Annotated in this window: 29 protein-coding genes; 16 read left to right on the top strand and 13 right to left on the bottom strand. The window is 57.4% G+C overall.

What is annotated here, in order from left to right; translation table 11 throughout:
- Nucleotides 1–16: 16 nt before the first annotated feature.
- The 5 genes from thrS (at nucleotide 17) to ACR0IP_RS00500 (ending at nucleotide 4,703) form a co-directional block, all read left to right on the top strand.
- Complete coding sequence (thrS, locus tag ACR0IP_RS00520; protein ID WP_170374121.1) at nucleotides 17–1,975, top strand: threonine--tRNA ligase; 1,959 nt, start codon at nucleotides 17–19, stop codon at nucleotides 1,973–1,975.
- Nucleotides 1,976–2,196: 221 nt separating this feature from the next.
- On the top strand, nucleotides 2,197–2,499 hold the full coding sequence (locus ACR0IP_RS00515; protein WP_170374122.1) for a BufA1 family periplasmic bufferin-type metallophore: 303 nt from the start codon (nucleotides 2,197–2,199) through the stop codon (nucleotides 2,497–2,499).
- Nucleotides 2,500–2,572: 73 nt separating this feature from the next.
- Nucleotides 2,573–3,430 carry an MNIO family bufferin maturase gene (bufB, locus tag ACR0IP_RS00510; RefSeq protein ID WP_170374123.1) on the top strand — a complete coding sequence of 286 codons (858 nt, stop codon included), beginning with the start codon at nucleotides 2,573–2,575 and terminating at the stop codon, nucleotides 3,428–3,430.
- A complete protein-coding gene (locus ACR0IP_RS00505; RefSeq protein ID WP_170374124.1) occupies nucleotides 3,427–4,188 on the top strand; it encodes an HvfC/BufC family peptide modification chaperone in 762 nt (253 codons plus the stop codon). Before bufB ends, ACR0IP_RS00505 begins: the two co-directional genes overlap by 4 nt.
- Nucleotides 4,185–4,703, top strand: a complete 519-nt coding sequence (locus ACR0IP_RS00500; RefSeq protein WP_480523197.1) for a DoxX family protein — start codon at nucleotides 4,185–4,187, stop codon at nucleotides 4,701–4,703. Before ACR0IP_RS00505 ends, ACR0IP_RS00500 begins: the two co-directional genes overlap by 4 nt.
- A 1-nt stretch (nucleotide 4,704) precedes the next feature.
- Here the strand turns inward: ACR0IP_RS00500 and ACR0IP_RS00495 are convergent, their stop codons facing one another.
- Both ACR0IP_RS00495 and ACR0IP_RS00490 read right to left on the bottom strand, forming a co-directional pair.
- Complete coding sequence (locus ACR0IP_RS00495; protein ID WP_170374126.1) at nucleotides 4,705–5,073, bottom strand: hypothetical protein; 369 nt, start codon at nucleotides 5,071–5,073, stop codon at nucleotides 4,705–4,707.
- Between the two features lie 41 nt (nucleotides 5,074–5,114).
- Nucleotides 5,115–5,432: an ArsC/Spx/MgsR family protein gene (locus tag ACR0IP_RS00490; protein WP_170374127.1), complete on the bottom strand. Its 318-nt coding sequence runs from the start codon at nucleotides 5,430–5,432 to the stop codon at nucleotides 5,115–5,117.
- A gap of 213 nt (nucleotides 5,433–5,645) precedes the next feature.
- On the opposite strand from ACR0IP_RS00490, the gene ACR0IP_RS00485 reads away from it, so the two are divergent.
- Complete coding sequence (locus ACR0IP_RS00485) at nucleotides 5,646–5,852, top strand: cold-shock protein (RefSeq protein WP_008758035.1); 207 nt, start codon at nucleotides 5,646–5,648, stop codon at nucleotides 5,850–5,852.
- A gap of 87 nt (nucleotides 5,853–5,939) precedes the next feature.
- Here the strand turns inward: ACR0IP_RS00485 and ACR0IP_RS00480 are convergent, their stop codons facing one another.
- Complete coding sequence (locus ACR0IP_RS00480) at nucleotides 5,940–6,242, bottom strand: hypothetical protein (protein WP_170374128.1); 303 nt, start codon at nucleotides 6,240–6,242, stop codon at nucleotides 5,940–5,942.
- 58 nt (nucleotides 6,243–6,300) lie between these two features.
- Complete coding sequence (gene thyX / locus ACR0IP_RS00475) at nucleotides 6,301–7,212, bottom strand: FAD-dependent thymidylate synthase (protein WP_480523194.1); 912 nt, start codon at nucleotides 7,210–7,212, stop codon at nucleotides 6,301–6,303.
- 177 nt (nucleotides 7,213–7,389) lie between these two features.
- Between thyX and ACR0IP_RS00470 the strand changes: the two genes are divergently transcribed.
- Genes ACR0IP_RS00470 through ACR0IP_RS00460 form a run of 3 tightly spaced genes read left to right on the top strand, consistent with a single transcriptional unit; the run spans nucleotide 7,390 to nucleotide 9,229 of the window.
- Entirely contained in the window at nucleotides 7,390–7,818 is a 429-nt protein-coding gene (locus ACR0IP_RS00470; RefSeq protein WP_170374130.1) for a VOC family protein, read from the top strand.
- Entirely contained in the window at nucleotides 7,785–8,519 is a 735-nt protein-coding gene (locus ACR0IP_RS00465; protein ID WP_170688920.1) for a DUF1194 domain-containing protein, read from the top strand. Before ACR0IP_RS00470 ends, ACR0IP_RS00465 begins: the two co-directional genes overlap by 34 nt.
- Nucleotides 8,516–9,229 carry a DUF1194 domain-containing protein gene (locus tag ACR0IP_RS00460; RefSeq protein WP_480523192.1) on the top strand — a complete coding sequence of 238 codons (714 nt, stop codon included), beginning with the start codon at nucleotides 8,516–8,518 and terminating at the stop codon, nucleotides 9,227–9,229. The genes ACR0IP_RS00465 and ACR0IP_RS00460 overlap by 4 nt, the downstream gene beginning before the upstream one ends.
- Here the strand turns inward: ACR0IP_RS00460 and ACR0IP_RS00455 are convergent.
- The 3 genes from ACR0IP_RS00455 to ACR0IP_RS00445 all read right to left on the bottom strand — a co-directional run bounded on the left by ACR0IP_RS00455 (nucleotide 9,223) and on the right by ACR0IP_RS00445 (nucleotide 10,446).
- Entirely contained in the window at nucleotides 9,223–9,720 is a 498-nt protein-coding gene (locus tag ACR0IP_RS00455; RefSeq protein WP_170374133.1) for a MarR family winged helix-turn-helix transcriptional regulator, read from the bottom strand. The genes ACR0IP_RS00460 and ACR0IP_RS00455 overlap by 7 nt on opposite strands.
- 77 nt (nucleotides 9,721–9,797) lie before the next feature.
- Nucleotides 9,798–10,055, bottom strand: a complete 258-nt coding sequence (locus tag ACR0IP_RS00450; RefSeq protein WP_170374134.1) for a succinate dehydrogenase assembly factor 2 — start codon at nucleotides 10,053–10,055, stop codon at nucleotides 9,798–9,800.
- On the bottom strand, nucleotides 10,048–10,446 hold the full coding sequence (locus tag ACR0IP_RS00445) for a helix-turn-helix transcriptional regulator (RefSeq protein WP_170374367.1): 399 nt from the start codon (nucleotides 10,444–10,446) through the stop codon (nucleotides 10,048–10,050). Before ACR0IP_RS00445 ends, ACR0IP_RS00450 begins: the two co-directional genes overlap by 8 nt.
- Before the next feature lie 92 nt (nucleotides 10,447–10,538).
- Between ACR0IP_RS00445 and ACR0IP_RS00440 the strand changes: the two genes are divergently transcribed.
- A complete protein-coding gene (locus tag ACR0IP_RS00440; RefSeq protein WP_480523189.1) occupies nucleotides 10,539–11,741 on the top strand; it encodes a pyridoxal phosphate-dependent aminotransferase in 1,203 nt (400 codons plus the stop codon).
- A 13-nt stretch (nucleotides 11,742–11,754) separates the two neighbouring features.
- A complete protein-coding gene (locus ACR0IP_RS00435; protein WP_480523187.1) occupies nucleotides 11,755–12,156 on the top strand; it encodes a hypothetical protein in 402 nt (133 codons plus the stop codon).
- Between the two features lie 3 nt (nucleotides 12,157–12,159).
- On the opposite strand, the gene ACR0IP_RS00430 is transcribed toward ACR0IP_RS00435, so the two are convergent.
- The 3 genes from ACR0IP_RS00430 to ACR0IP_RS00420 all read right to left on the bottom strand — a co-directional run bounded on the left by ACR0IP_RS00430 (nucleotide 12,160) and on the right by ACR0IP_RS00420 (nucleotide 15,325).
- A complete protein-coding gene (locus tag ACR0IP_RS00430; protein WP_425083131.1) occupies nucleotides 12,160–13,512 on the bottom strand; it encodes an MATE family efflux transporter in 1,353 nt (450 codons plus the stop codon).
- A gap of 150 nt (nucleotides 13,513–13,662) precedes the next feature.
- Complete coding sequence (ppk2, locus tag ACR0IP_RS00425) at nucleotides 13,663–14,592, bottom strand: polyphosphate kinase 2 (RefSeq protein WP_170688922.1); 930 nt, start codon at nucleotides 14,590–14,592, stop codon at nucleotides 13,663–13,665.
- A 124-nt stretch (nucleotides 14,593–14,716) separates the two neighbouring features.
- Nucleotides 14,717–15,325 (bottom strand): carboxymuconolactone decarboxylase family protein, encoded by a 609-nt coding sequence (locus ACR0IP_RS00420; RefSeq protein WP_480523184.1) that lies wholly within the window; start codon nucleotides 15,323–15,325, stop codon nucleotides 14,717–14,719.
- 260 nt (nucleotides 15,326–15,585) lie between these two features.
- Here ACR0IP_RS00420 and ACR0IP_RS00415 point away from each other — a divergent pair, with 260 nt between their 5' ends.
- The 3 genes from ACR0IP_RS00415 (at nucleotide 15,586) to ACR0IP_RS00405 (ending at nucleotide 18,917) form a co-directional block, all read left to right on the top strand.
- Nucleotides 15,586–16,029, top strand: a complete 444-nt coding sequence (locus ACR0IP_RS00415) for an NYN domain-containing protein (RefSeq protein ID WP_480523182.1) — start codon at nucleotides 15,586–15,588, stop codon at nucleotides 16,027–16,029.
- A 111-nt stretch (nucleotides 16,030–16,140) separates the two neighbouring features.
- The gene (gene parE / locus ACR0IP_RS00410) at nucleotides 16,141–18,099 is read left to right on the top strand and encodes a DNA topoisomerase IV subunit B (protein ID WP_480523181.1); all 1,959 of its coding nucleotides are present in this window, start codon (nucleotides 16,141–16,143) and stop codon (nucleotides 18,097–18,099) included.
- Between the two features lie 110 nt (nucleotides 18,100–18,209).
- Nucleotides 18,210–18,917, top strand: a complete 708-nt coding sequence (locus ACR0IP_RS00405) for a hypothetical protein (protein ID WP_480523180.1) — start codon at nucleotides 18,210–18,212, stop codon at nucleotides 18,915–18,917.
- 226 nt (nucleotides 18,918–19,143) lie between these two features.
- Here ACR0IP_RS00405 and ACR0IP_RS00400 read toward each other — a convergent pair whose 3' ends face one another.
- Together ACR0IP_RS00400 and ACR0IP_RS00395 are read right to left on the bottom strand one after the other, a co-directional pair.
- The gene (locus ACR0IP_RS00400; protein ID WP_170374146.1) at nucleotides 19,144–19,830 is read right to left on the bottom strand and encodes a nucleoside/nucleotide kinase family protein; all 687 of its coding nucleotides are present in this window, start codon (nucleotides 19,828–19,830) and stop codon (nucleotides 19,144–19,146) included.
- Nucleotides 19,830–20,459, bottom strand: coding sequence for a class I SAM-dependent methyltransferase (locus tag ACR0IP_RS00395; RefSeq protein ID WP_170374148.1), 630 nt, complete (start codon nucleotides 20,457–20,459; stop codon nucleotides 19,830–19,832). Before ACR0IP_RS00395 ends, ACR0IP_RS00400 begins: the two co-directional genes overlap by 1 nt.
- A 356-nt stretch (nucleotides 20,460–20,815) precedes the next feature.
- On the opposite strand from ACR0IP_RS00395, the gene ACR0IP_RS00390 reads away from it, so the two are divergent.
- Entirely contained in the window at nucleotides 20,816–21,097 is a 282-nt protein-coding gene (locus ACR0IP_RS00390) for a DUF1496 domain-containing protein (protein WP_170374150.1), read from the top strand.
- A gap of 1,026 nt (nucleotides 21,098–22,123) precedes the next feature.
- Nucleotides 22,124–22,855: a GDP-mannose 4,6-dehydratase gene (locus ACR0IP_RS00385; protein ID WP_480523844.1), complete on the top strand. Its 732-nt coding sequence runs from the start codon at nucleotides 22,124–22,126 to the stop codon at nucleotides 22,853–22,855.
- Nucleotides 22,856–22,974: 119 nt separating this feature from the next.
- On the opposite strand, the gene ACR0IP_RS00380 is transcribed toward ACR0IP_RS00385, so the two are convergent.
- A complete protein-coding gene (locus ACR0IP_RS00380) occupies nucleotides 22,975–23,745 on the bottom strand; it encodes an alpha/beta fold hydrolase (RefSeq protein ID WP_170688926.1) in 771 nt (256 codons plus the stop codon).
- Between the last annotated feature and the right edge of the window lie 42 nt (nucleotides 23,746–23,787).

The following is a 23,787-nucleotide window of genomic DNA, read 5'->3' as shown; positions in this document are numbered from 1 at the left end:
GACGAGGAGAGCCGATATGGCCCTGGATTCAAAGTCCGTCTCTCTCACTTTTCCCGATGGCAATGCACGTTCCTATGACGCAGGCATAACGCCTGCGCAGGTGGCTGCCGACATCTCAACTTCGCTGGCGAAAAGGGCGATATCGGCCACGGTCGACGGCAAGCATTGGGATTTGCAATGGCCCATCGAAGCAGATGCCCAAATCGCCATCCACACCATGAAGGATGAAGATCAGGCCAATGAGCTGATCCGCCACGATCTGGCGCATGTCATGGCCCGCGCCGTGCAGGAAATCTGGCCCGCGACCAAAGTCACCATCGGCCCCGTTATCGAAAACGGCTGGTACTATGACTTTGACCGCGAAGAGCCATTCACGCCCGAAGATCTCGGCCTCATCGAGAAAAAGATGAAAGAGATCATCAACAAGCGCGACCCCGTCACCACCGAGGTCTGGGATCGCGACCGCGCGATCGAATTCTACAAGGCCAACAATGAGCCCTATAAGGTCGAGCTGATCGAAGCCATTCCGGGTGATGAGCCACTGCGCATGTACTGGCACGGCCACTGGCAGGATCTGTGCCGCGGCCCGCACCTGCAGCACACCGGTCAACTGCCGGGCGACGCCTTCAAGCTGATGAGCATTGCGGGCGCCTATTGGCGTGGCGACAGCGACCGCGCGATGTTGCAGCGCATCTATGGCGTAGCGTTCACGGGCAAGGAAAAGCTCAAAGCGCACCTGAACATGCTGGAGGAGGCCGCCAAGCGCGACCACCGCAAGCTGGGCCGCGAGATGAACCTGTATCACATGCAGGAAGAGGCTCCGGGTCAGGTGTTCTGGCATCCCAACGGCTGGAAAATCTACACCACCCTGCAGGACTACATGCGCCGGATGCAGGACCGTGACGGCTATGTCGAGGTCAACACCCCACAGGTCGTCGACCGCAAACTTTGGGAAGCCTCGGGTCACTGGGACAAGTACCAGGAGAACATGTTCATCGTCGAAGTCGACGAAGAGCATGCCCGCGAAAAGGCGATCAACGCGCTGAAGCCAATGAACTGCCCTTGCCACGTGCAGGTGTTCAATCAGGGCCTGAAATCCTATCGTGATCTGCCGCTGCGCATGGCAGAGTTCGGCTCCTGCGCGCGGTATGAGCCCTCGGGCGCGCTGCACGGGATCATGCGGGTGCGCGGCTTTACTCAGGACGACGGTCACATCTTCTGCGCCGAGGATCAGATCGAATCCGAGACCGCAAAGTTCATTGCTTTCCTGTCGAAGGTCTACGCCGACCTTGGCTTCCACGACTGGACCATCAAACTGTCCACCCGCCCGGAAAAGCGGATCGGCAGCGATGAAAGCTGGGATTTCGTCGAGAAAGCTTTGGGCGATGCCTGCAAGGCCGCTGGGTATGAGTACGAGGTCTTGGAAGGCGAGGGCGCATTCTACGGTCCGAAGCTGGAGTTCACTCTGACAGATGCCATCGGCCGGAATTGGCAATGCGGCACGCTTCAGGTCGACCCTAACCTGCCCGAGCGTCTGGATGCGAATTTCATCGGCGCTGACGGGTCCAAGCATCGCCCCTACATGCTGCACAGGGCCTGCCTTGGGTCGTTCGAACGGTTCATCGGCATTCTGATCGAAGAACACGCGGGCAAGTTGCCGTTCTGGCTGGCGCCGCGGCAGGTCGTTGTGGCCTCGATCACCTCGGATGCGGATGACTATGTGGCCGAGGTTGTTGAAACGCTCCGCTCCGCTGGTGTCCGGGCCGAGGCGGATATCCGCAACGAAAAGATCAACTACAAGGTCCGCGAGCACTCGGTCGGCAAGGTTCCGGTCATTCTGGCCGTGGGTCACCGCGAGGTGGATGAGCGCACTGTAAGTGTCCGCCGACTGGGCGAAAAACAAACGCAGGTTCAATCTCTTGAGACTGTAACAAATGAGCTGTCCAAGGCAGCCACTCCTCCGGACCTGCTGTAACATAAGTCAGTTTCTGACCCCTCATCCGGCCCTGAAATCGGGGCCGGATTGAAACATTTTCCATTTTTCAATTCAAAAACAATTTGTTAACCTGCAAGAGGGCATGACAATGCCTGACGCGCTTGTGAGACACGGCCTCGTGAATTTAACTGTGGCTCACTAGTCGCTACCTTTGTCATTGTCACAAGCAGACATACGCAGTCATCAAAAGGATTACCGAGATGTCGAACACAGCCAAATCCCTGGTTATCGCAACAGCAGTCGCAGCCGCCGTTTCGGGCGCAGCAACCACCGCCTCCGCACAAGCGAAAGAGAAATGCTATGGCGTTTCGCTGGCCGGTCAGAACGATTGCGCCGCAGGCCCCGGCACCACATGCGCGGGCACCTCGACCGTTGACTATCAGGGCAACGCCTGGACTCTGGTTGATGCAGGCACCTGCGCCGATATCGAACTGCCTGCACAGGCAGACGGCACCCCGCGCAAAGGTTCGCTGGAAGAGCTGAACCGCGACCTGCCGGCATAATATCTGCCATACGAGATCCAAGGGGCGGGCCAATTCGCCCGCCCCTTTTCACGTGATCATAGGGAACTGCCTCATGCTGGACGACGCACTCAGGTCGAACCGACTGCCCGCAGCGCCGGGTGTTGGGTATAAACCGCAGCACTTTGCACAGATCCTTGAACACGCGCAGCCCGTCGCATGGTTGGAAATCCATGCCGAGAACTACATGGGCGATGGTGGCCGCCCGCTGGCGCAACTGCGCCATCTGTCAGAACAATTCCCAATCTCGGTCCACGGTGTTGGCCTGTCCATCGGCGGCGAAGGCCCCCTGGATGCCAACCATCTGGCGCGATTGAAACATCTGGTCGGCTGGCTGAATCCTGCCAGCTTCTCTGAGCATTTGGCCTGGTCGACTCATGACAGCCACTTCCTGAACGACCTTCTGCCCCTGCCCTATACCGATGCCACTTTGACCCGCATCTGCGATCATATCGACCAGGTACAAGAGGTGGTTGGACGGCAAATGCTGCTCGAAAACCCCTCCAGCTATCTGGCATTTGAGGAAAGCACCTGGTCCGAGCCCGATTTCCTGCGCGAAGTTTCGAACCGAACCGGATGCGGGCTGTTGCTGGACGTGAATAACGTCTTTGTCTCGGCCACCAATCTGGACTTCTCGCCCCAGGGCTATATCGATGCCTACCCGCTTGAAAAGGTTGGTGAGATTCACCTCGGCGGTCACGATGAAGACGAAGACGACCACGGCAAACCGCTGCTGATCGACAGCCATGGGCGCGAGGTCGTTGATCCGGTCTGGGCGCTTTTAGACTATGTTCTGGATCGGTCGGGGCCCAAGCCGGTCTTGGTCGAGTGGGACACGGATGTTCCTGACTGGCCGGTCCTGCGGGACGAGGCCGTGCGCGCCCAGGCGGCTCTGGAGCGGATCCCGGCATGAGCGTGTCGCAAACTCAGTTCCGCGCCGCGCTTCTGGACGCCTCTGCCCCAGTCCCGGAGGGGTTGCTGGATTCCGAAAACCAACCCGCCGGCCGGAGGTTCAGCGTCTATCGCAACAATGTCGCTGTCTCACTGACCGAGGCTATGCAGCAGGCCTTTCCCGTGATCACCAAGCTGCTGGGGCCGCAGAACATGGACGGCCTTTCCGGCATCTTCCTGCGCCAGCACCCGCCTACATCCCCCTTGATGATGTTCTATGGTGAGGAGTTTCCAGCCTTTGTTGCCGGAATGCCCCAGCTGTCCCATCTGGGCTACCTTGCCGATATGGCGCGGCTGGAACTCGCCCTGCGCCACTCTTACCACGCGGCAGACAGCACGCCTGCGCCCGCCGATGCGCTGGCGGTTCCCCCCGAAGACGTGATGCGCGCGCGGCTGAGTTTTGCCCCATCGATGCGGGTGATCCGGTCGGATTGGCCGATCCACGCGATCTGGCGTTTCAATTCGGAAGCTGACTCGCCGAAACCGGTCCCTCAGGCTGAGGACGTTCTGGTCACCCGCCCCGAATATGATCCCGCGCCGCATCTGCTGCCCAAAGGCGGCGCAGACTGGATCGCACATATGCAAGCGGGCGAGACCATCGGCAGCGCGTTTGAAAAAACCGCCGCTGACACGCCCGACTTTGATCTTGGAACCACTCTGGCACTGCTTTTGCAAGGCGGTGCAATAACCTCTGTGACTATCGAAAGGCTGGAGTCATGACTGCGCTCATCTCAATCCACAACTCCGTTTTGGGAAAGGTGGACCATGCGTCCGGTTGGCTGACGCCTACCCTCGCCCGGCTCGTGTTTATTACTGTATTGCTCGTCTACTACTGGAACTCGGCGATGCTGAAGATTGATGGGTCGATCTTCTCGCCATCCAGTGGTGCGTTTGGGCAAATCTTTCCGAAAGCCGCCGAAGCCGTGCTTTGGGACGTAACGCAAATGACGTTCTTCCAGCGGATCGTGATCTTCCTTGGCACCGTGGCCGAGTTCGTCCTGCCCGCGCTGCTGCTGGTTGGTCTGTTCACGCGTCTGGCGGCGGTCGCAATGATCGGGTTTGTCTGGGTCCAGACTATTGTCGACGTGACCGGCCATGGCGTGAAGCTGGGTAGCCTGTTCAATGCGGCGCCCGATCTGGTCGATCAGCGCACCATGTGGACCTTCCTGTTTCTGGTGATGGTGATCAATGGCGCAGGCCCGCTGTCCCTGGATCGCATCCTGCGCCTGAAATAACTCAGAAATGAGCCTTGGGTTCGTCCGGTTTTCCCGCGGCGAGCCCGAGCACCCCGGCTACCGCGGCAAAGGCAATCGGGAACATGGTGAAGACGCCGAAACCGAACGCGTAGTACATCCCAGCAGCCGAGGCCAACAACAAAATCCCTGCAATCAACGCCCGCGCATGGGCCATGGCCCCGCCCGCAATCGCCAACAAAGGCGCAAGGATCGAGGTCGCCTGGATCAAGTCAGGGTTATCCACCTGCTCGGCAATCCCTTCGATATCGCCAAAATGCTTGATGGCTTCGACATAGCCATATCCAAAAAACCCGACAATCATACCGATCAAACCGGCGATGACGCCCAAAATCATGGCAGCGTTCCGCATGTATCTTCCTTTACAGTTCGTATCAGCAGATAGGTACGCGGCTACGCAACACCAAGAGAGGCCCGTGTTTCAGCGGTCCAGCCCAGAAACAACTCTCCGTCCTTTTCGATAAGAGGGCGCTTAATCAGCGTCGGGTGATCGGCCAGCAACTCCAGCGGCGGTCGCGCGCGCTCGGTATCGTCCAATCCACGCCAGGTTGTTGACCGTGTATTGAGCAAAGCCTCGCCGAACGTGGCAAAAGCTTGCGAAAGGGTCTCAGCCGGAACTCCGTCCGCCCTTACATCCACGAGAGTCGCTTCTGGTAGCGATTTCAGCGCCTTACGGCACGTATCGCAGTTTTTCAAACCATAAAGGCGCATTTTTGGGCTGCTCCTGCATTTGTAACTTTTTTATGCAAACTGGTTGGTTCCCAGCGGTATTTCTTGATTTTTTACTTCACCGTGCAATGTTGAAAAAGACGAAACGTGCGTTTCGGACTGTATCTGACCCAGAAATCAGCCCGATACGCCATGACGTCGACACAGCCCCCACCAATTTGTGGGACAATGCGCAAGTAGAAGGAGACACGGGACATGCCAACCGGCACCGTGAAATGGTTTAACACTACCAAAGGCTATGGGTTTATTGCCCCTGATGAGGGGGGCAAAGATGTGTTTGTTCATATCTCGGCCGTAGAACGATCCGGCCTCACCGGACTCGCAGACAATCAGAAAGTCTCGTACGAGTTGCAGGACGGGCGTGACGGCCGCCAGATGGCAGCTGATTTGAAGCCGTTGTAACCTCCACCCCGCCAGATGTGGGGTGTTTCCAATCAAGGCTGACGGCCAATTTCAGGCCGTCAGCCAAATATTCCCTAGCAATCGGCGTTACCCACGTGTCGATTTTTCGTTGGTGCGGGCATGCCAGTCCTCGCCCATTGCCACGATGCAGGACGTTCCTGTTGCGTAGGTAACGACCATGGTCCAGTCGCCGCGGTCGCTGCTCCAGACCTCCATGATCTGTTCGGGCCCGCGAATGCCGGTCGCGACGCGCTCGGCGCCGAATTGGTGGGTCAGTTTCTCTTGCAGCCGAGGGGTCGCTTCACACAGGATTTCGGCTATGGGCGATTTGGCCTGCGTCGGTGACGCCAGCACAAGACACAATGGGATCAGGCGAAACAGATAAGTCATGAAGCCAATGTAACAGCTTCATGACAAAACGTATATACAAAAGATATGCTTCTGAGCCTCAATCCTTGCGGATTACGTCCTCGAACTCACGCCATTCCCGCGCCGTCATGCCCGAGTTTTCCTGTGTCACTGTCTCACCTGCCAACATCCGGCGCAGGCTGTCGACCATTTGGGCCGAGAGGTTAACGGCACCCAATCGGTAGTCCTCGAACGCTCTGTAGGCGAACGGCACCCAATCGGCGACGATCTTGCACATCATATCGGCATAAACCCGGATCTCGTATTGGGCATGCGGGTCAGCGCGCAGACGCAGGAAGTGGAACAGATTGTGCAGGTCCACCTTCCAATACCACTGCGTATAGATGTTTGCAGGCAGGTTCATCCGCGCCAGTTCGCGCGCCAAACCTTGTTGCCCGTCCTGATTGATCATCGCCTCATAATTGTCATAACAGCGGGCGCTGTCGGCCTTTAGGATTTCCAGCACGCGCGCGGCCTCTTCCCCTTCCAAGGCGGACCCGCGTCCTTGATTGTTGACCTCGGACTGCGCGGCCACGTTGTCGGGGGAAGGAATATAGAACTCACGGTCAAGGATTGAGTAGCGCGCCGAGTATTCGTTCACATTGGCGGTCCGGTGGCGAATCCACTGGCGCGCGACGAAAACCGGCAGTTTTACGTGCAGCTTGATCTCGCACATCTCAAACGGGGTCGAATGCCAGTGACGCATCAGATAGCGGATCAGGCCCTCATCATTTTGCACGGATTTGGTGCCCTTGCCGTAGGACACGCGCGCCGCCTGACAAATGGCTGCATCGTCGCCCATATAGTCGATGACCCGGACAAAACCGTGGTCCAACACCTGATGAGCCGTGTACAGATGGTCTTCCATGCCCGGTGCAACAACGCGGCGAGTTGGATGCGATTGCGCGCGCTGCGCTTCGATCTCGGCCAGTTGGTCGGCAGACAGAGGCATGAAATTATCCTTTCCAAGAATGAGTCGATGCCCACTATATATCGTCAACTCCACCACTGGAACCGCGATATCTGCCGTAAGCGCCGCGAAGTTCGAAATCGTGTTCCCGGCCCCTCTCGACACCTCGCGCAACCGCGCTAAGCTGCGCACCAAGCGAAGAAAAGGAGGAAGGCCAAGATGGGGCTGAGATATTTGCACACCATGGTCCGCGTGAAGGATCTTGAGAAATCAATGGCGTTCTACGAGCTGCTGGGCCTGAAGGAAACGCGCCGCCACGAAAGTGAACAAGGCCGGTTCACGCTGATCTTCATGGCCCCTCCCGGGCAGGAGGATCGCCCGCTCGAGCTGACCTATAACTGGGACGGTGACGATGCGCTGCCGAGTGACAGCCGCCATTTCGGTCATCTCGCCTATGGCGTCGACAACATCTACGAGACCTGCCAGCACCTGCAGGACAATGGCGTCGTGATCAACCGCCCGCCTCGCGACGGGCGGATGGCGTTCATTCGCTCGCCCGACAACATCTCGGTCGAGCTGCTGCAGAACGGTGACGCACTGGAGCCCGCCGAGCCATGGAGCAGCATGGAGAGTACCGGGCACTGGTGATCCGCACTCTGACAGCACTGGGGTTGGCCGCGTTGGCCAGCCCCGCGCAGGCCGAAGACTGCCGGTTGGCCCTTTTGCTGGCGCTGGATATCTCGGTCTCCGTAGATCAGGCCGAGGATGCGCTGCAACGTCAGGGCCTTGCCGCCGCGATGCTCGCGCCCGAGGTTCAGGCCGCTTTTTTCTCGTCTCCCGCTCCTGTTGCGCTGGCAGTTTATGAATGGAGCGGCCGATCCACCCAGCACGTTGTCTTGCCCTGGAAGTTGATCGAAAACGAAGGCGACCTGCTGGCCGCGGCAACCCGGATCAGCCAGTCCGAGCGGTCAGATTCTGGGTCTGCCACCGCCATGGGGCACGCGCTGGCATACGGGGCCACCATGCTAAAGGATGGTCCGGATTGCCTGTTTCAAACCATTGATCTGTCCGGAGACGGGGCGAACAATGATGGTTATGGCCCCAAAATCGCCTACAAGCATTTTCCCTTCGACGCCGTCACGGTGAACGGGTTGGTGATTAATGCCGCCGATTTCGAGGGTGAGTTGTTTCTGGTTCCATTCTTCCAGGAAAACGTCCTGCACGGACCGGGTGCTTTTCTTGAAATCGCACAGGGGTTTGAAGACTTTGAGCGTGCCATGCGCCGCAAGCTGGAACGAGAATTGAGCGGCCTGCAATTGGGATCTCTGCAAGAAACAGGCCATAGATGACACGGTTGCTCGCGCTTGTTGTTTGCCTTTTAGCAGGATCCGTTTCGGCGCAATGCCGTCAAGCTCTGGCGCTTGGGCTGGATGTGTCTGGCTCTGTCGACGTTCACGAGTACAGGTTGCAGATCGACGGTTTGGTCGCTGCACTGCGGCGCCCTGAAATCCGCAAGATCATATTGGCAAATCCCGCATTTCCCGTTCGCCTTGCGGTGTTCGAATGGAGCGAACCCGACCATCAGCGCGTGCTTGTAAAATGGACCGAAATCCGCACCGAATCTGATCTAGGCAGGATCGCGGCGAGACTGGGAGACGTGACCCGCAGCGCCGCCCCGCAAGGCACAGCCGTTGGCGATGCGATGCTGTTTGGCGCGGACCTTTTGAACCAACAACCGGAGTGTTGGAAGCGCACTCTGGATTTGTCCGGAGATGGGAAACACAATCTCGGCCTCCATCCACGTGCCGCCAAAGCGCTATTGCAGGATACCGACATCACCATCAACGGTTTGGTGATCGGTGTCGACGACTCCAACTACGGCGACCAACGGGATGTCCAGATTGGAGAGCTGTCAGCCTATTACAACGCTTGGGTCATCTTTGGCGCTGATGCGTTTGTCGAGGTCGCACTGGGTTTTGAGGCCTATGAGGACGCCATGACCCGCAAACTGATCCGAGAGCTGCAGGGGATCATCCTATCCCAAGCCTCTGATCAGTAGATATAACGAATCTGGTCCGTCCAGTAGCGTTCGACCCGACGCAGCGAAGTGGTGATATCCTCGATCCCTTCCGCCCCCAGAACGCCGCGGTTCTGCAACCCTTCGGCATGGCGCAGGAACAACTCGGACACGATATCACGAATCTCGCGGCCTTGAGGTGTCAGACGGACCCGGACCGAGCGCCGGTCAATCTCGCAGCGTTGGTGGTGCATATACCCCATCTCGACAAGCTTCTTGAGGTTGTAGCTTACATTGCTGCCCTGATAGTAGCCGCGGCTTTTCAACTCGCCTGCGGTCACCTCATGGTCGCCGATGTTAAACAGCAAAAGCGCCTGAACCGCGTTGATTTCCAGCACGCCCACCCGTTCGAACTCATCCTTGATGACATCCAGCAACAGACGATGCAGACGCTCGACCAGCGCGAGCGCCTCAAGATAGCTGGTCATGAAACCTTTGGCCCCCGACGCAGAGACCTGCATTTCCATACTCATCCGACCCTCCGATTCAGCCGTGTCGTTGCAGACACGATGACCTGAATTTCCGAAAAATCGGTTAAGTCTGATTTTCTTTATTTTTGAAATGTTTGCGCGATATCCGAGATCAGTTCAGCAAAAGGATCAGGCGTATTCATCTGCCCAGTGACCCATTGATACAGGTCCTGATCGTTTTCCTTCAGAAGCGCGTCATACAAGTCCAGCCCGGCCGCATCCATCGTGTTCAGGTTGCGTTCTGCATAAGCCGACAGGATCAGATCCATCTCTTTGATCCCCCGCCGCATGGAACGCATCTGCAGGCGTTTGATCCGGACCTCGCGTGTTTCAGTCATTCTTGTCCTGCTCCAGCATCAAACGCAATTTCTTTTCCAAGCGGGCGGCGCGCTCTGCGCTGGCCCTCATCTCGCCGCGAATGGCACGCAATTCGGCGACCGCGCCCGCCAGTTCCAGACTGGCCTCGCCCTCTTCTACCGGGGCCTCCATGCCTTCGCCTTCACCGGTCAGCAGCCACATGATCGAGACGTTGATCATGCCCGCCATCATCGACAAGCGATTGGCGCGCGGTTCGGACAGGTCGTTCTCCCACGCCGCGATCGTCGCCTTCTTGACACCCAGACGACGCGCCAATTGTGCCTGCGTCATCCCCGCTGCTTCGCGCGCCCCGGCCAGTCTGTCTCCGAACGTTGCAGCATCCGGTCCGTACCAGTCGGTTTCGTCGTTCATCGGGGTCTCCAATTCTCGTGTGTCATACAGCTTGATCGTCAATCGGGCGCACCCTATGACAGACAGGTTGAACATACAAACCGAGGCCGCTCATGAGTTTCCTGTCTGCGACATTGTCACGCGTAAAACCCTCTCCGACCGTCGCGATGACAGCGAAAGCGGCCGAGTTGAAAGCCTCCGGGCGCGATATCATCGCTCTCAGCGCAGGTGAGCCGGATTTCGATACGCCGCAGAACATCAAGGATGCAGCCGTCGCAGCCATTGCGGCAGGCAAGACGAAATACACCGCGCCCGATGGCATTGCCGAGTTGAAACAGGCGGCTTGTGCCAAGATGAGACGAGATCACGGGCTGGACTATACGCCCGCGCAGATCTCGGTCGGAACGGGCGGTAAGCAGACGCTCTACAACGCGTTGATGGCGACGATGAACGAAGGCGATGAGGTTCTGATCCCCGCGCCTTACTGGGTGAGCTATCCCGATATGGTCCTGCTGGCCGGCGGAACGCCTGTTGTGGTCGAGACCACGTTGGAAAACAGCTTCAAGCTGACGGCCGAACAGCTTGAAGCCGCGATCACGCCCAAGACCAAATGGTTCATCTTCAACTCGCCCTCGAATCCCACGGGCGCGGGCTACAGCCGGGACGAATTGAAAGCGCTGACCGACGTTCTGGTGCGCCACCCGCATGTCTGGATCATGTCGGACGACATGTACGAACATCTCGCCTATGACGGGTTCGAGTTCTGCACCCCGGCCGAGGTTGAGCCGGGTCTTTATGATCGCACGCTGACCTGCAACGGCGTCTCCAAGGCCTATGCGATGACCGGCTGGCGGATTGGCTACGCGGCCGGTCCGGTTGAAATCATCGCCGCGATGCGCAAGATTCAGTCGCAATCGACCTCGAACCCCTGCTCGGTCAGTCAATGGGCGGCGGTTGAGGCGCTGAACGGGACGCAGGACTTTCTGGCCCCCAACAATGAGACATTCAAACGCCGCCGCGATCTGGTCGTCGGCATGTTGAACGCCATCGACGGAATCACCTGCCCGACGCCTGAAGGCGCGTTTTATGTCTACCCCTCCATCGCGGGGCTGATTGGCAAGACCACGCCGCAATGCACGGTGATCGACTCGGATGAAGCCTTTGCCACCGCCCTATTAGAAGAACATGACGTTGCCGTCGTCTTCGGTGCAGCCTTTGGCCTGTCGCCGAACTTCCGCGTCAGCTACGCAACCTCGGATGAGGCCTTGACCGAAGCCTGCACGCGTATCCAGCGTTTCTGTGCCTCTTTGACCTAAGCCGGAGCCACGCATGACCGCAGAGCTGCAAGAGTATTATTTCCGCGTCCGAGAAAACGGGGCCGTGGTTTTCAGGATCGACACCGAGAACCGGCAGCAGCGGATCGAGATGGATCAGATCGCGGTCATCAACATCCGCAACGGAGAGGTCAAGCCGCATGGCCAACGCAGCCTGACCGAGGCCGATAAGGCCGAGATCGCCCGATGGATGGATGCGCGCAAGGCCCTGCTGGCCCAGCGTGATATCGACGATATTCACCGGGCCGTCGACTACCTGAACCTGACCACGCAATGGGCGCAGTCCAAAGCCTCGGAAGAACAGCTTGAAGAGGTGACCGACCGGCTGTTGATGGCGATGCACGATCTGCGCTCAGTTCTGGTGCGTAAGAAAGCGGACCGGCTGAAAGGCGGCTGAGGGTTACTCGGCCGGTACGCCCACCTCACGGACAGATCGCATCCAGAACCGCGCCATCAGCAAGACCGCCGCAAAGGCCAGCCCGAGAACAAGGCCCATCCAGACGCCGATCCCGTCCATGCCCTGCACGAAGCCGAAATAGTAAGAGGCCGGGATTCCGATCACCCAATAGCTAAGGGCTGCCATGATCATCGGCACTTGTGCATCCTGCAGACCGCGCAGAAGGCCCAGCGCGATCACCTGAGCACCATCGACCAGCTGAAACAGGGCTGCCATGGCCAGGAGGCCGGTGCCAATCGCCAAAATCTCGCCGCGCTGCGCGTTGTCGGCCTCCATAAATAGCGAGATCAGAGGCTCGGCACAGGTTAGGAACAGTATGATCGTCAGCACGGACACGACCAGAGACATGCCGGTAACCGCAATCGCGCCACGCTCGAGATGCGCGCGGTCGCGGCGGCCCAGCGCATTGCCCGCGCGAATGGTCGCCGCGTTTGACAGGCCGAGATGCACCATGAAAGTCGCCGAAGCGAGGTTGAGGGCAATCCCATGCGCCGCCAGCGGCACCTGCCCCAGCCACCCCATCATTATCGCTGAGGTCGCAAACAGCGTGACTTCGGCCAGTGTGGTCAAGCCAATCGGAACGCCCAGCCGCAGAACCCGGCCAAACATATCCCAGTCCGGGCGCCAGAAGCGTTGAAACAGACTATGCTCCGGCAGAACCCGAACCGCATAGATGATAACCGCAACCAGAGACACGATCTGTGTCACCACGGACGCAATCGCTGCCCCCATGACCCCAAGCTCGGGCGCACCCCAATTGCCGAAGATCAATGCATAATTCGTGACGCCATTCACGACCGCAGCGATCACGGTGATCCATAGCACGATCTGAGTACGCTCTAACGCGGCCAGATAAGACTTCAGCACCATCACCAGCAGCGCAGGAAACAACCCCCATCCTGCAACGCGAAGATATTCCGAGGCGGTCTGCGCCACCTGCGGCTCCTGTTTCAGGGCAATCAGGATTGGATAGGACCACCACAGCAGCGGCATCATCAACGCGGCGTAGAGCAGTGACAGCCACAAACCCATGCGAGTCGAGCGTCGGATGCTAGTCTCGTCCTCTTCCGCCGCGGCCGTCGCAACCATTGGCATAACGGCCCAGCCAAATCCGGCCCCAAACAGAAACAACACAAAGTAGTAGCTGCTCGCCAGCGTCACTGCGGCCAGGGCCTCAACCCCGTACCAGCCGAGCATCACCGTATCGGTCAGGCCGATTGCGAACTGCGCCAAATGCCCGCCAACCAGCGGCAAGCCAAGCACAGCAATCGCCCGGAAATGGGCGGGATATGTCATCACTTTCGTCATCTCGCCAGCCATAGGCCCGCGCCCTGCCCAAAATCAAGGCAGAAAAGAAAAACTCAGTGTGAGACTTTGGATGGATGCCCGCCGAAAGAAAGAAGCCGTTGAAAATTGGCACTCAACGGCTTCTTTCCACTTTGCGATTTAGTTGGATTTGGCGTCCGGGTGCAGCGCTGTTCCCAGAATATGATCCGAGCGGTGAATCACATGATGCGCCTGACCGACGATCAGCGGATCAGGCTGCTCAACTACTGACATATCTTTGTCCGGATAATCCAGGGTCGACAGGAAATGGCGCATGCAGTTCAGGCGCGCGCGTTTCTTGTCGTTGGACTTGACCACGGTCCACGGCGCATCGGCGGTGTCGGTGTAGAAGAACATCGCCTCTTTCGCCTCAGTGTAGTCGTCCCACTTGTCCAAGCTGGCCTTGTCGATGGGCGAAAGCTTCCACTGTTTCAGCGGATCGGTCTCGCGGCTCTTGAAGCGGCGCTGTTGCTCTTCCTGCGTGACCGAGAACCAGTATTTGTAGAGATTGATGCCCGAGCGTACCAGCATCCGTTCCAAATCCGGGGTTTGACGCATGAATTCCAGATATTCGTTGGGATCGCAAAAGCCCATCACCCGCTCAACGCCGGCACGGTTGTACCAGGAGCGGTCGTAGAACACCATTTCGCCAACGGTGGGCAGCTCCTGAATGTAGCGCTGGTAGTACCACTGGCCTTTCTCCTCCCACGTTGGCTTGTTCAGCGCAACAACACGTGCCTGACGCGGGTTGAGGTGTTCCATGAAGCGCTTGATAGTACCGCCCTTGCCCGCAGCGTCGCGACCCTCGAACAACAACACGAACCGCTGACCCGTATCCTGAGCCCAATGCTGAACCTTCAGCAATTCGGCCTGCAACTTGGCCTTCTGCGCCTCGTAGTCCTTGCGCGCCATCTTACGGCCATAGGGGTACTTCCCGCTTTCGAACGCATGTCGAATCTTCTCGGCGCTGGGCACGACCGGTTCGGGTGAAGGTGTGGGCACTACCTTGATGTTAACGGCTTCGGGTTTCTTCTGGGCGGTCGTTTCCATTCAGCTGTCCTCTCGTTGTTCTTGTCTTGAGAACGAGGTAGCAGAAAGCGCAAGATCCCGCGTTGATTGGGATCAAATTGGAACGAATTTCGACGAAAAAACCGGTGGTTCCGAGATGACCAGCCTAGCGGTGTCCCCAATCATCGGGATTGTCGGAATTGTTGGGCGACAGCCCCAGCACATCCCCCTTAGTCGAACAGCCCAAGCCTAGAACCGTTCGGTTGGCGTAGTTGAAATAGGCGCAGACCTGGTTGATCTCGAGGACTTCTCCGTCGTCCCAACCGGCGCCGCGCAGGGCTGTGACATCGGCCTCGACCATGGCGCCGGGTGCTTCGGTCAACTTGCGCGCATAGTGCATCGCTGCGATCTGCGCTGCGTTCAAAGGCGCGGCCTCCGGATCGCACACCTCAATCGCCGCGCGGATCGCATCCCCCCTTGGCGGATCGGCCAGTAGCCGTTGCAGACCGTTGAAGTGATGCTCGACGCAATAGGAACAGGTGTTCAACTCACTGACCCAAACGCCGAGCGTCTCCAGAAACCATTTGGGGATCGTGTTGGCCGAATGATGCAGCACGTTTTTGTACAGCGTCATGTGGCCTTCCATCGAATGCGGGCGCAGGGAATGCGCCATCATGATGTTGTCCACATTATTGTCGGGCCCAGTCACCCGGTCATACAACTTTTTTAGCTTACCGGTCGCTTCCTGAAATGGCACGGTTTTGATCCAGCTCATTGAAACGAGGCCCCTTTTTCTTTGAACATTTTAGGTCACACACAGCTTGGCTACATTTGAGGCGAACAATCAATCGGTATTGAAAACAGATGCCAAAAGGATTGAACTCCGTCCAGACACCTCATCCTAGACGCGGTTCATTTCCAGAGGCCACTGTGCGTATTCTCATTTTTGCTTTACTTCTATCCTCCGCCGCTACTGCCTTTGCCGTCCTTTCTCTGATTTCTACCGATTGGCTTTTGCTAGCTGCCCCTTGCGCCATGGCCAGTGCGCTTTTGATCCTGGCACGATTGCTTAAGCGCAAGCCTCGCAGCTGGGCTGTTGTCGATGGATCGAATGTCATGCATTGGAAGGATGGCGAGCCTCGCATAGAAACGGTGCGAGAAGTAGTCGAGAGACTGACCGGCGCCGGTCTAACGCCCGGCGTAGTCTTCGACGCTAACGTGGGCTACAAGATCAAGGGCCGCTACCTGCACCACAACGCCCTTGCCGATCTGCTAAACCTGCCCGAGGATCGCGTCATGGTGGCCCCCAGCGGCACGCCCGCCGACCCCCTGGTGCTGCAAGTTGCTAAAGATTATGGGGCAATCGTCGTATCAAACGACCGCTTCCGCGACTGGGCCGAGGAGTTTGGCGCGGTTTTGCAACCGGAATACTCCGTGCGTGGCGGATACAGGGATGGGGCGCTTTGGCTGTCTTTGTAGGATGTCAATCGCCGACATTTAGGCAATCCATCCACAAGACCTCGGGTCCCTCTTCCCCCGACCCACATCACCTGCCATAATGGGGGAAACTCAAAAACAAGAGCAGCACCGATGCCCGACGATCTGTTGACGCCCAGCGCGACCTCCACCTACGACGCCTCCTCGATCGAGGTGCTTGAAGGGTTGGAACCGGTCCGAAAACGCCCCGGTATGTATATCGGCGGCACGGATGAGCGCGCTTTGCACCATATGGTCGCCGAGATCCTCGACAACTCGATGGACGAGGCGGTCGCTGGTCACGCCAACCGGATCGAGGTCGAGCTGCACGCAGACTACGCCCTGACGGTGCGCGACAACGGGCGTGGCATTCCGATCGACCCGCACCCCAAATTTCCAGATAAATCCGCGCTTGAGGTCATCCTATGCACCCTGCACGCGGGCGGTAAATTCTCGGGCAAGGCCTATCAGACCTCGGGCGGTCTACACGGTGTGGGTGCTTCGGTAGTGAACGCGCTGTCGGATTCGATGGTCGTGCAGGTGGCGCGAGACAAAACGCTGTTCGAGCAGCGTTTCTCGCGTGGGATCCCTCTGGGTCCAGTGGAAAAGGTCGGTGCGGCCCCGAACCGGCGCGGCACGACCGTGACCTTCCACGCGGATGCCGAGATCTTCGGTCACCATAAGTTCAAACCGGCGCGGCTGTTCAAATCCATCCGCTCCAAGGCCTACCTGTTCTCGGGTGTCGAAATCCGCTGGAAATCTGCCATTGATGACGGTGAAACGCCAACCGAGGCCACGTTCCACTTCCCCGGCGGCCTGTCGGACTATCTGAAGGAGACGATGAACGGCTCCTCCACCTATGCCGAGCAGCCCTTCGCGGGCACCGTGGACTTCAACGAGAAATTCGGAACGCCGGGCAAAGTCGAATGGGCGATCAACTGGACGCCTTCGCGCGACGGGTTCATCCAGTCTTACTGTAACACCGTCCCCACGCCCGAAGGCGGCACCCATGTGGCCGGATTCTGGGCGGCTGTTCTCAAGGGGATCAAAGCCTATGGTGAGCTGATCAACAACAAGAAGGCCGGTCAGATCACCCGCGATGATCTGATCACCGGCGGCTGCGCGCTGGTGTCGTGTTTTATCAGCGAGCCCGAATTCGTCGGCCAGACCAAAGACCGCCTTGCCACGGTCGAAGCACAGCGGCTGGTAGAAAACTCCGTCCGCGACCATTTCGACAACTGGCTGGCGGCTGACACGAAATCCGCCGGCGCGATCTTGGACTTCCTCATCCTGAGGGCTGAGGAACGCCTGCGCCGACGGGCCGAGAAGGAAACACAACGCAAATCCGCCACTAAGAAACTTCGTCTCCCCGGCAAGCTGGTGGACTGCTCAAGTTCAACACGCGACGGCACCGAGTTATTCATCGTCGAGGGCGACTCGGCGGGCGGATCGGCCAAAATGGGCCGAGACCGCAAAACGCAGGCCCTTTTGCCCCTGCGTGGTAAGATCCTGAACGTGCTGGGCGCGGCCAGTTCGAAACTGGGCACGAATGCCGAGATCAACGACCTGACCCAAGCGTTAGGTGTGGGTCTTGGAACCAAGTTCAACGTCGACGACCTGCGCTATGACAAGATCATCATCATGACCGACGCGGATGTGGACGGGGCGCATATCGCCTCGCTGTTGATGACGTTCTTCTTCACCCAGATGCGCCCCATGATCGACGCGGGTCACCTGTATCTCGCCTGCCCGCCCCTTTACCGTCTGACCCAAGGCGCGAAACGCGTCTACTGTCTGGACGAGGCCGAGCGTGACGAATGGCTGGAGAAAGGTCTGGGCGGCAAAGGCAAGATCGACGTCTCACGCTTCAAGGGGCTGGGTGAAATGGATGCCAAGGACCTGAAAGAGACCACGATGGACCCGGCATCCCGCAAACTGATCCGCGTCACCATCGACGAGGACGAACCCGGCGAGACCGGCGATCTGGTCGAGCGTCTGATGGGCAAGAAACCCGAACTGCGGTTCCAGTATATTCAGGAGAATGCGCGGTTTGTGGAGGAGTTGGATGTTTGACCAACGGGCGTGATTGTTCGTTGAACAATTACCCGCGTTTTTAACAAGATAGATAGCACTTACCGCTGGCAGGGTATTTCTGACTAGCTTCAATTTTTGGGACTTTTAAGTTGGTAGCAGAGCTTCCAAATACTCTTTGCTATGTTTCGGTAAGGTCAATGTTAGATAAGTGTACTCAGGTCTTGGCCGTTGCATCGTCACTCGTGTGGGTTTGTAGCTGTTTTATTGTTCTTGCAGAAGAAAACCCCCTCGGTTTCTGGGAAAGTTGCCGCACCGACGATAGCTGCACTATTGAATATGATCACTTAGCCAATCAAGAAACCGATCCCTTCCTTTTTTTGGGAAAAGTTGTAGATAACCTACATCCACAATGGATGAGATACAGACTAGCTCTGTGGCGCTATCCAGACGTTGTAAGTTGTTTGGAAAAAAGTGAGCGCGAAAAAGAAGAGCCAAACTTACTTGAATTGGATTGGGAGCAGGTGGGAACGGGATCAGGTGCAGAGGTTTGCGTTTTTCGTGTTGCAAGTAGTCTAGGGAGCGCTGACCGCACCTTGACATGGCTACAGTATCAAAAGTTTCGATTTAGTGGCTTGAATAGGCAATGGTCCCAGAATTTCCAACCGCGCTTTGACACTCAGCCGATTTACCAAGTAACCGCCCGCTGGACGATCGAGCAGCATAGAGAAGTTAGTCCATCTTGGCTCTCTTCGCTGCCTCGCTATGAATTGATATTCGAATACCGGTTGATTTTAAGCTTTGACCAAAACTTCAGAGTTTCTGGAGTGGGTGTCAGCACCCCAACTAAACTCAACTAACTAAAATCCACTCAATCGCCGACGAAGGCACGGTACTCGCGCCTATCGTTTGGGTGACTCCAGGTGGGTGGAAACACCTATTCAACAGAGCGACACTTGTCGCGCCCGCTTTGAGGGGTGAGTCGGGCGTGTTCTTGATGCTATGTATCAAGCCTTGGTCGAATAGCGTGCAGCAACAAGAAAAGCAGCCTAAAACTGGTGTCTGCTGACATCAAATCCAATCGGATCAACTGTTTGATTTCGCCAAACACGCCTCAACAACGGTTTGCGCCAGATGGTCAACGGCCTCTGTGCCGTCCAGTTGCAGGACCTCGGCCCCTCTCTCTTCGACCGCATCAACGCTGAACTGGTTCAACGCCGCGCGATGCTCGAATTGGTCTGCATCCCCGAATTTGGAGGTCACTTTTTCACGGATGCCATCACCGCTGCCGCGGCGGACGATGCAGCGGTCAAAGGCGACTTGCGCCTCGACATGCAGAAGCACGACCAAATCCGGCATAGGGACAAGCGGCAGGTAGGTCTCAAGCCGGGATTGGTCCATCAACAGGTTCACCCCACGCTGAAGGAAGCTTTCGTCAAACAGGCACACGCCCTCGCCCATGTCCCTAGCGTTCTGGTAGAGCGCACCGTTGAGGGAAAACAGGAACTCATCCGCTTCGGCCCCCTCAGGCCGCATCTGCCTGCAAAAGGCGATCAGCTCAGGGTTGTCATTGGCAAACAGGATGCTGCTGTACAAAAGCCTGCGATGGCCGTGGCGCTTCACATAGCGCGGTGAACGTGGGATCAGCTGCGTCTCGAGCTCCGAGCCATAAGGCAGCAGGATTTCCACCCCTTCACGCTTACCCGCCTCGCGCACCGCCTTTGCCAGAGTTGTCTTCCCAGAGCCAGGAAGACCTACCATCTCAACGATCATCAGGCGGCTTTTTCACACAGCAAGTGATAGATGTGAGAGTTTTCATTCTCGTCGCTTTTCACCAGACGTTTGTCGACGACCTTCAAGCCAACAGAGGCCAACATTTCGGCGTTATCCGCAGCTGATAACCGGCTGCCAAGCACCACATTTGGGTCCACTGGATCACTTTGATCGCGCGTGTTTTCGCCCAGTTGGATGATCGCATATTTCCGGGTCACCCGCGCAAACTCTTCTAGCGCTTTTTTCGCGTCACTTGCTACAATGATGTCCCGAATGAAACGAGTGCTGACGACGAGGTCAAAGGCGCCGTCATCGAACTCCAGCGACATTGCAGTGCCGGTTGAGGTCGTGCATTTGGCGAAATCGTCACCCAGAATGTCCTTGGCTGTCGCCAGCATCTCGTGGGAGGCATCGAGGCCCTGAACGGTGAAGCTCTTTTTCAGGTAGTAGGGAACAAAGCGACCCGTACCAAAGGGCACATCCAGCACGCGCAAACCGTCCGGAAGTAAATCAAGCAGGCTGGCCATTTCACGCTGCTCAACGCCCCACCATTCCTGCTTGGTCCGGCGTTTTTCGTAGTTCCGGGCGGTTTTGCCGTAGTAGGTATCACCCTTTGCGCCTGTTTTCATGCTGACTTCCCTTGTTGCGACAGCGCGGTAGAGCTGCTCGTAGATTATGCCTTTATGATTTGATGCAGATTGAAGGGCTGATCAAGAACTATTGACCGAGCGCCGCTTTCGCCACCGGTGAATTTCGGCGAGATTCTCGGCGATCTGATAGAATGGCGTGCGGGTCCAAAGTCACTCGCGCTGCTAGGCCGCTCCCGCACTTGAAAAGCTACATTTCTGCTGGCGCGCGCAATCCGCTTGCCTAACCCGTTGATCTCGTTCACACTTACATGCAGTCCGTTATCCAAGAACGACATCTGAGGTTCCGAGCGTCCACGACCCATTTGACCAACTGATTTCCAATAAGGGAGGACGATATGAAAGCATTCACCCTCTGGCTGGCGCTAACCCTGCTGGCCTCAACGACTAGCGCGCAGCAAACGCTTAGCCTTGCATCACCTATGCCGGACGGGGCCGAGATCCGGTTCTGCTATTACGAAGGCTTGGCCTATTCCGAGGACGCTTTCGTTCTGATGGTCGGCGACAACACCGTCACCAACACGATCACGACCGTACAAGAGCGCCTGCTGCGTTGTCATCGAGACAGTGACGGCACGCTTAAGTGGAGACCACAGAGCACATTTTCGACCAACAACTAAACGGGTTTTCGCAGCATAGAGTCCCGTTATTGGCGACATATTTGCTCGCGGTATTCCTGCCCCACACCGCCCTTCATTTTTCTCTGTTGCGGCGGCGCAGAGAGCCTGCCCTGCTCGCACGATCGGAATACTCGCTTAAGGACACCTGTGTGACATGCCTCATGTAGGATCGATTGCTTGAGACAGGTGCGGGGTCTACAAGTCGTATTTGATACACCTCAAAGTGCCTTGGAAAGACCGGTTTGAAATGTGTATGAAAGTAAGGATCGAACCCGAGCGCATAGCAACGAACGCAAACACCTATCAATGCCCCCGATTCTCATTCTGATCTTCAAGAACACAGACAAAATAGGACCGTGTTTGAGACAAACCGGCACGACTTTACATTGCAGCCGATGGACGTCGGTCTGACAGTGAGGTCCCAATCTGCAACAAAACACGCTCCATTCTGAACGAAGGAGATTGGCCCTGAAAGGTGCAGAACCTGTTTCGAGAATAGAATATCGGCTGCAGGCGCGTCATTTCAGGCGCCATCACATGGTTTTTTGTACACGATCCCGAAGGGTCGTTCGGGAAGATAACATTCCGGTTGACCCTGACGTCTACGACTTTGCCGCCGAAATGCTGGAACGCTGCCGAGAAGACACACTTATGACCTCAACAGCCGCCTTCAATATTTTGAGCAATGGCCTGCGCTAGAAGGCCAGCTATTTTTTCTGACCCTCTGGGTTGTCTGGGGCTGGGCAACTTGGCAGCGTGCTTGGACCCACTATGACTTGGACCCATCCGATCTGAGCACGCATACATGACAGTAGAAAACGTGTTCTGGTAACGGGCGGGCGCGGGTCCTCTGGGATCGCTTCCTTACCGCCGGCTTTTGGATCAGGGGCATGAGGCACCGTGCTTCGATAACCTGTTTGCCGGCACAAACGCGGCATTGATCATAGGCACGGCAATCCGCGTTTCGAGTTTTTGCGCCGCGACGTGACAATTACTCTCTTTGTCGAAGTGGACGAAATCTAAAATCTGGCCTGCCTGGCCTCGCCCGTTCACTACCAGCACGATCCGGTGCAGACGACGAAGACCAGCGCACATGGCGCTATCAACATGCTGGGACTGGCGAAACGACTAAAGTGCAAAGTCTTTCAATCCTCCACGTCCGAAGTGTACGGAGACCCCTCGGTCCATCCCCAAACCGAAGACTACTGGGGCAATGTCAACCCGATCGGCCCGCGGTCTTGCTATGACGAAGGTAAGCGCTGTGCCGAAACATTGTTTTTCGACTACCATCGCCAGATGGGTCTTGAGATCAAAGTAGCCCGGATCTTCAATACCTATGGGCCCAGGATGCACCCCGCTGACGGACGCGTCGTGTCGAATTTTGTCATGCAAGCGTTGACCGGTGCGCCAATCACGGTGTTTGGAGATGGCACACAAACGCGGTCGTTTTGCTATGTCGACGATCTGATCGAAGGTTTCTTGCGCCTGATGAACACGGACAAGGACGTCACTGGCCCCGTAAATCTTGGAAACCCCAACGAGTTCTCGATGAATGAGCTGGCCACTGAAGTCCGTGCGCAGGTGGGGTCGGACACACAGATCATCTTCAAGGACCTGCCGCAGGACGATCCCAAGCAACGTCAACCTGACATCTCGCAGGCGTGTAAGCTGCTGGATTGGGAACCCAAAGTGCAGCTCCAGGAAGGGTTGGGCGCGACAATCCAGTACTTCCGCGAATTGCAGTCCGACATGCAGTGAGGCCGACGGGTACATCACCCTCAGGTCCGCGCATTCAGGAGACCTAGACGGGCGCCAAAGTCAGACCGACCCACATAGTTGGAGCCCACCAAGGTTTGATGGAGCCAAGCCTCCAGCGCCTACCCCAGCTTCTGGTCCAGCCAGTCCGCGATCCGCGCGGCTGGTCCCTCCCACCCCGGTTCCATGAACAGAAAATGTGCGTGGTTTGCGACGGGCAAGAAGGTGGCGCGGTCTCCGTAGAGGTCCGCCAAGGCGCGACAGGTGTTGGGGTTCACGGCTCGGTCCTCAGTGCCGGAAACGATCAGCACGGGGCATTCGACCTTGTTGATTTCCACTTTCATCGCGTGGTGGTCGTCGAACATCCAGAAGAACATCTCGAACATCACGCGCCCGCTTTCCGGGCCGAGCCGATCGAAGACCGCGTGTTGTTGCGCCTCGGGCAGCTTATTCAGCGCGAACGGGGCCATGAGATCGAAATCAACCCGCATCGGCTGCTTCCAGAAGGCCCCACCCTCCATCAACGCACGTGGAACGGCGCGTTCGTCGTCGGTCTCGGGCAGAGTGCCCCAGGCCGCGTTAGGGTTAATCAGAACAATGGCGCTGGCCAGGCCGCGCGCGGCGACCTGTTGCGCCACGACCCCCGCAACGGCATGGCCCAGTAGCACGGGTTTGCTGTCGAGCCCTTCAACCAACGCAGCTATATCGTCCGCATAGTCCATGATGCTGGTATCGGTCAGGCCCGGGTCTGGCTCAGCCTTAGGGTCGGCATCGTGATACCGCAGCGCTGGGGTGTGGACCGACCAACCGCGGTCACGGAAGAAACCGGCGTAGTCCTCCATGCACCAAGGGCCGGCAAACGCGCCGTGGATCAGGACAATATGCTTCGTCATCAAAACCTCCCACCTATTTCCGCCCAGTATGATCATCCTGAA

The organism is Ruegeria sp. AL11, assembly GCF_056540865.1.
Note: the sequence above shows the minus strand (reverse complement) of the source record. Positions and strands in the feature narration are given on the sequence as shown.

What these genes read in the sequence shown, in the direction of transcription:
- ACR0IP_RS00380 (WP_170688926.1), bottom strand. Translation starts at nt 23,745, where the DNA reads ATGACGAAGCATATTGTCCTGATCCACGGCGCGTTTGCCGGCCCTTGG.
- ACR0IP_RS00430 (WP_425083131.1), bottom strand. Translation starts at nt 13,512, where the DNA reads ATGACATATCCCGCCCATTTCCGGGCGATTGCTGTGCTTGGCTTGCCG.
- ACR0IP_RS00420 (WP_480523184.1), bottom strand. Translation starts at nt 15,325, where the DNA reads ATGAGCTGGATCAAAACCGTGCCATTTCAGGAAGCGACCGGTAAGCTA.
- ACR0IP_RS00400 (WP_170374146.1), bottom strand. Translation starts at nt 19,830, where the DNA reads ATGATCGTTGAGATGGTAGGTCTTCCTGGCTCTGGGAAGACAACTCTG.
- thrS (WP_170374121.1), top strand. Translation starts at nt 17, where the DNA reads ATGGCCCTGGATTCAAAGTCCGTCTCTCTCACTTTTCCCGATGGCAAT.
- ACR0IP_RS00390 (WP_170374150.1), top strand. Translation starts at nt 20,816, where the DNA reads ATGAAAGCATTCACCCTCTGGCTGGCGCTAACCCTGCTGGCCTCAACG.
- ACR0IP_RS00435 (WP_480523187.1), top strand. Translation starts at nt 11,755, where the DNA reads ATGACCGCAGAGCTGCAAGAGTATTATTTCCGCGTCCGAGAAAACGGG.
- bufB (WP_170374123.1), top strand. Translation starts at nt 2,573, where the DNA reads ATGCTGGACGACGCACTCAGGTCGAACCGACTGCCCGCAGCGCCGGGT.
- ACR0IP_RS00490 (WP_170374127.1), bottom strand. Translation starts at nt 5,432, where the DNA reads ATGCGCCTTTATGGTTTGAAAAACTGCGATACGTGCCGTAAGGCGCTG.
- ACR0IP_RS00505 (WP_170374124.1), top strand. Translation starts at nt 3,427, where the DNA reads ATGAGCGTGTCGCAAACTCAGTTCCGCGCCGCGCTTCTGGACGCCTCT.
- parE (WP_480523181.1), top strand. Translation starts at nt 16,141, where the DNA reads ATGCCCGACGATCTGTTGACGCCCAGCGCGACCTCCACCTACGACGCC.
- ACR0IP_RS00500 (WP_480523197.1), top strand. Translation starts at nt 4,185, where the DNA reads ATGACTGCGCTCATCTCAATCCACAACTCCGTTTTGGGAAAGGTGGAC.
- ACR0IP_RS00515 (WP_170374122.1), top strand. Translation starts at nt 2,197, where the DNA reads ATGTCGAACACAGCCAAATCCCTGGTTATCGCAACAGCAGTCGCAGCC.
- ACR0IP_RS00495 (WP_170374126.1), bottom strand. Translation starts at nt 5,073, where the DNA reads ATGCGGAACGCTGCCATGATTTTGGGCGTCATCGCCGGTTTGATCGGT.
- ACR0IP_RS00460 (WP_480523192.1), top strand. Translation starts at nt 8,516, where the DNA reads ATGACACGGTTGCTCGCGCTTGTTGTTTGCCTTTTAGCAGGATCCGTT.
- ACR0IP_RS00465 (WP_170688920.1), top strand. Translation starts at nt 7,785, where the DNA reads ATGGAGCAGCATGGAGAGTACCGGGCACTGGTGATCCGCACTCTGACA.
- ACR0IP_RS00485 (WP_008758035.1), top strand. Translation starts at nt 5,646, where the DNA reads ATGCCAACCGGCACCGTGAAATGGTTTAACACTACCAAAGGCTATGGG.
- ACR0IP_RS00470 (WP_170374130.1), top strand. Translation starts at nt 7,390, where the DNA reads ATGGGGCTGAGATATTTGCACACCATGGTCCGCGTGAAGGATCTTGAG.
- ACR0IP_RS00395 (WP_170374148.1), bottom strand. Translation starts at nt 20,459, where the DNA reads ATGAAAACAGGCGCAAAGGGTGATACCTACTACGGCAAAACCGCCCGG.
- thyX (WP_480523194.1), bottom strand. Translation starts at nt 7,212, where the DNA reads ATGCCTCTGTCTGCCGACCAACTGGCCGAGATCGAAGCGCAGCGCGCG.
- ppk2 (WP_170688922.1), bottom strand. Translation starts at nt 14,592, where the DNA reads ATGGAAACGACCGCCCAGAAGAAACCCGAAGCCGTTAACATCAAGGTA.
- ACR0IP_RS00445 (WP_170374367.1), bottom strand. Translation starts at nt 10,446, where the DNA reads ATGAACGACGAAACCGACTGGTACGGACCGGATGCTGCAACGTTCGGA.
- ACR0IP_RS00480 (WP_170374128.1), bottom strand. Translation starts at nt 6,242, where the DNA reads ATGACTTATCTGTTTCGCCTGATCCCATTGTGTCTTGTGCTGGCGTCA.
- ACR0IP_RS00415 (WP_480523182.1), top strand. Translation starts at nt 15,586, where the DNA reads ATGGCCAGTGCGCTTTTGATCCTGGCACGATTGCTTAAGCGCAAGCCT.
- ACR0IP_RS00440 (WP_480523189.1), top strand. Translation starts at nt 10,539, where the DNA reads ATGAGTTTCCTGTCTGCGACATTGTCACGCGTAAAACCCTCTCCGACC.
- ACR0IP_RS00450 (WP_170374134.1), bottom strand. Translation starts at nt 10,055, where the DNA reads ATGACTGAAACACGCGAGGTCCGGATCAAACGCCTGCAGATGCGTTCC.
- ACR0IP_RS00455 (WP_170374133.1), bottom strand. Translation starts at nt 9,720, where the DNA reads ATGAGTATGGAAATGCAGGTCTCTGCGTCGGGGGCCAAAGGTTTCATG.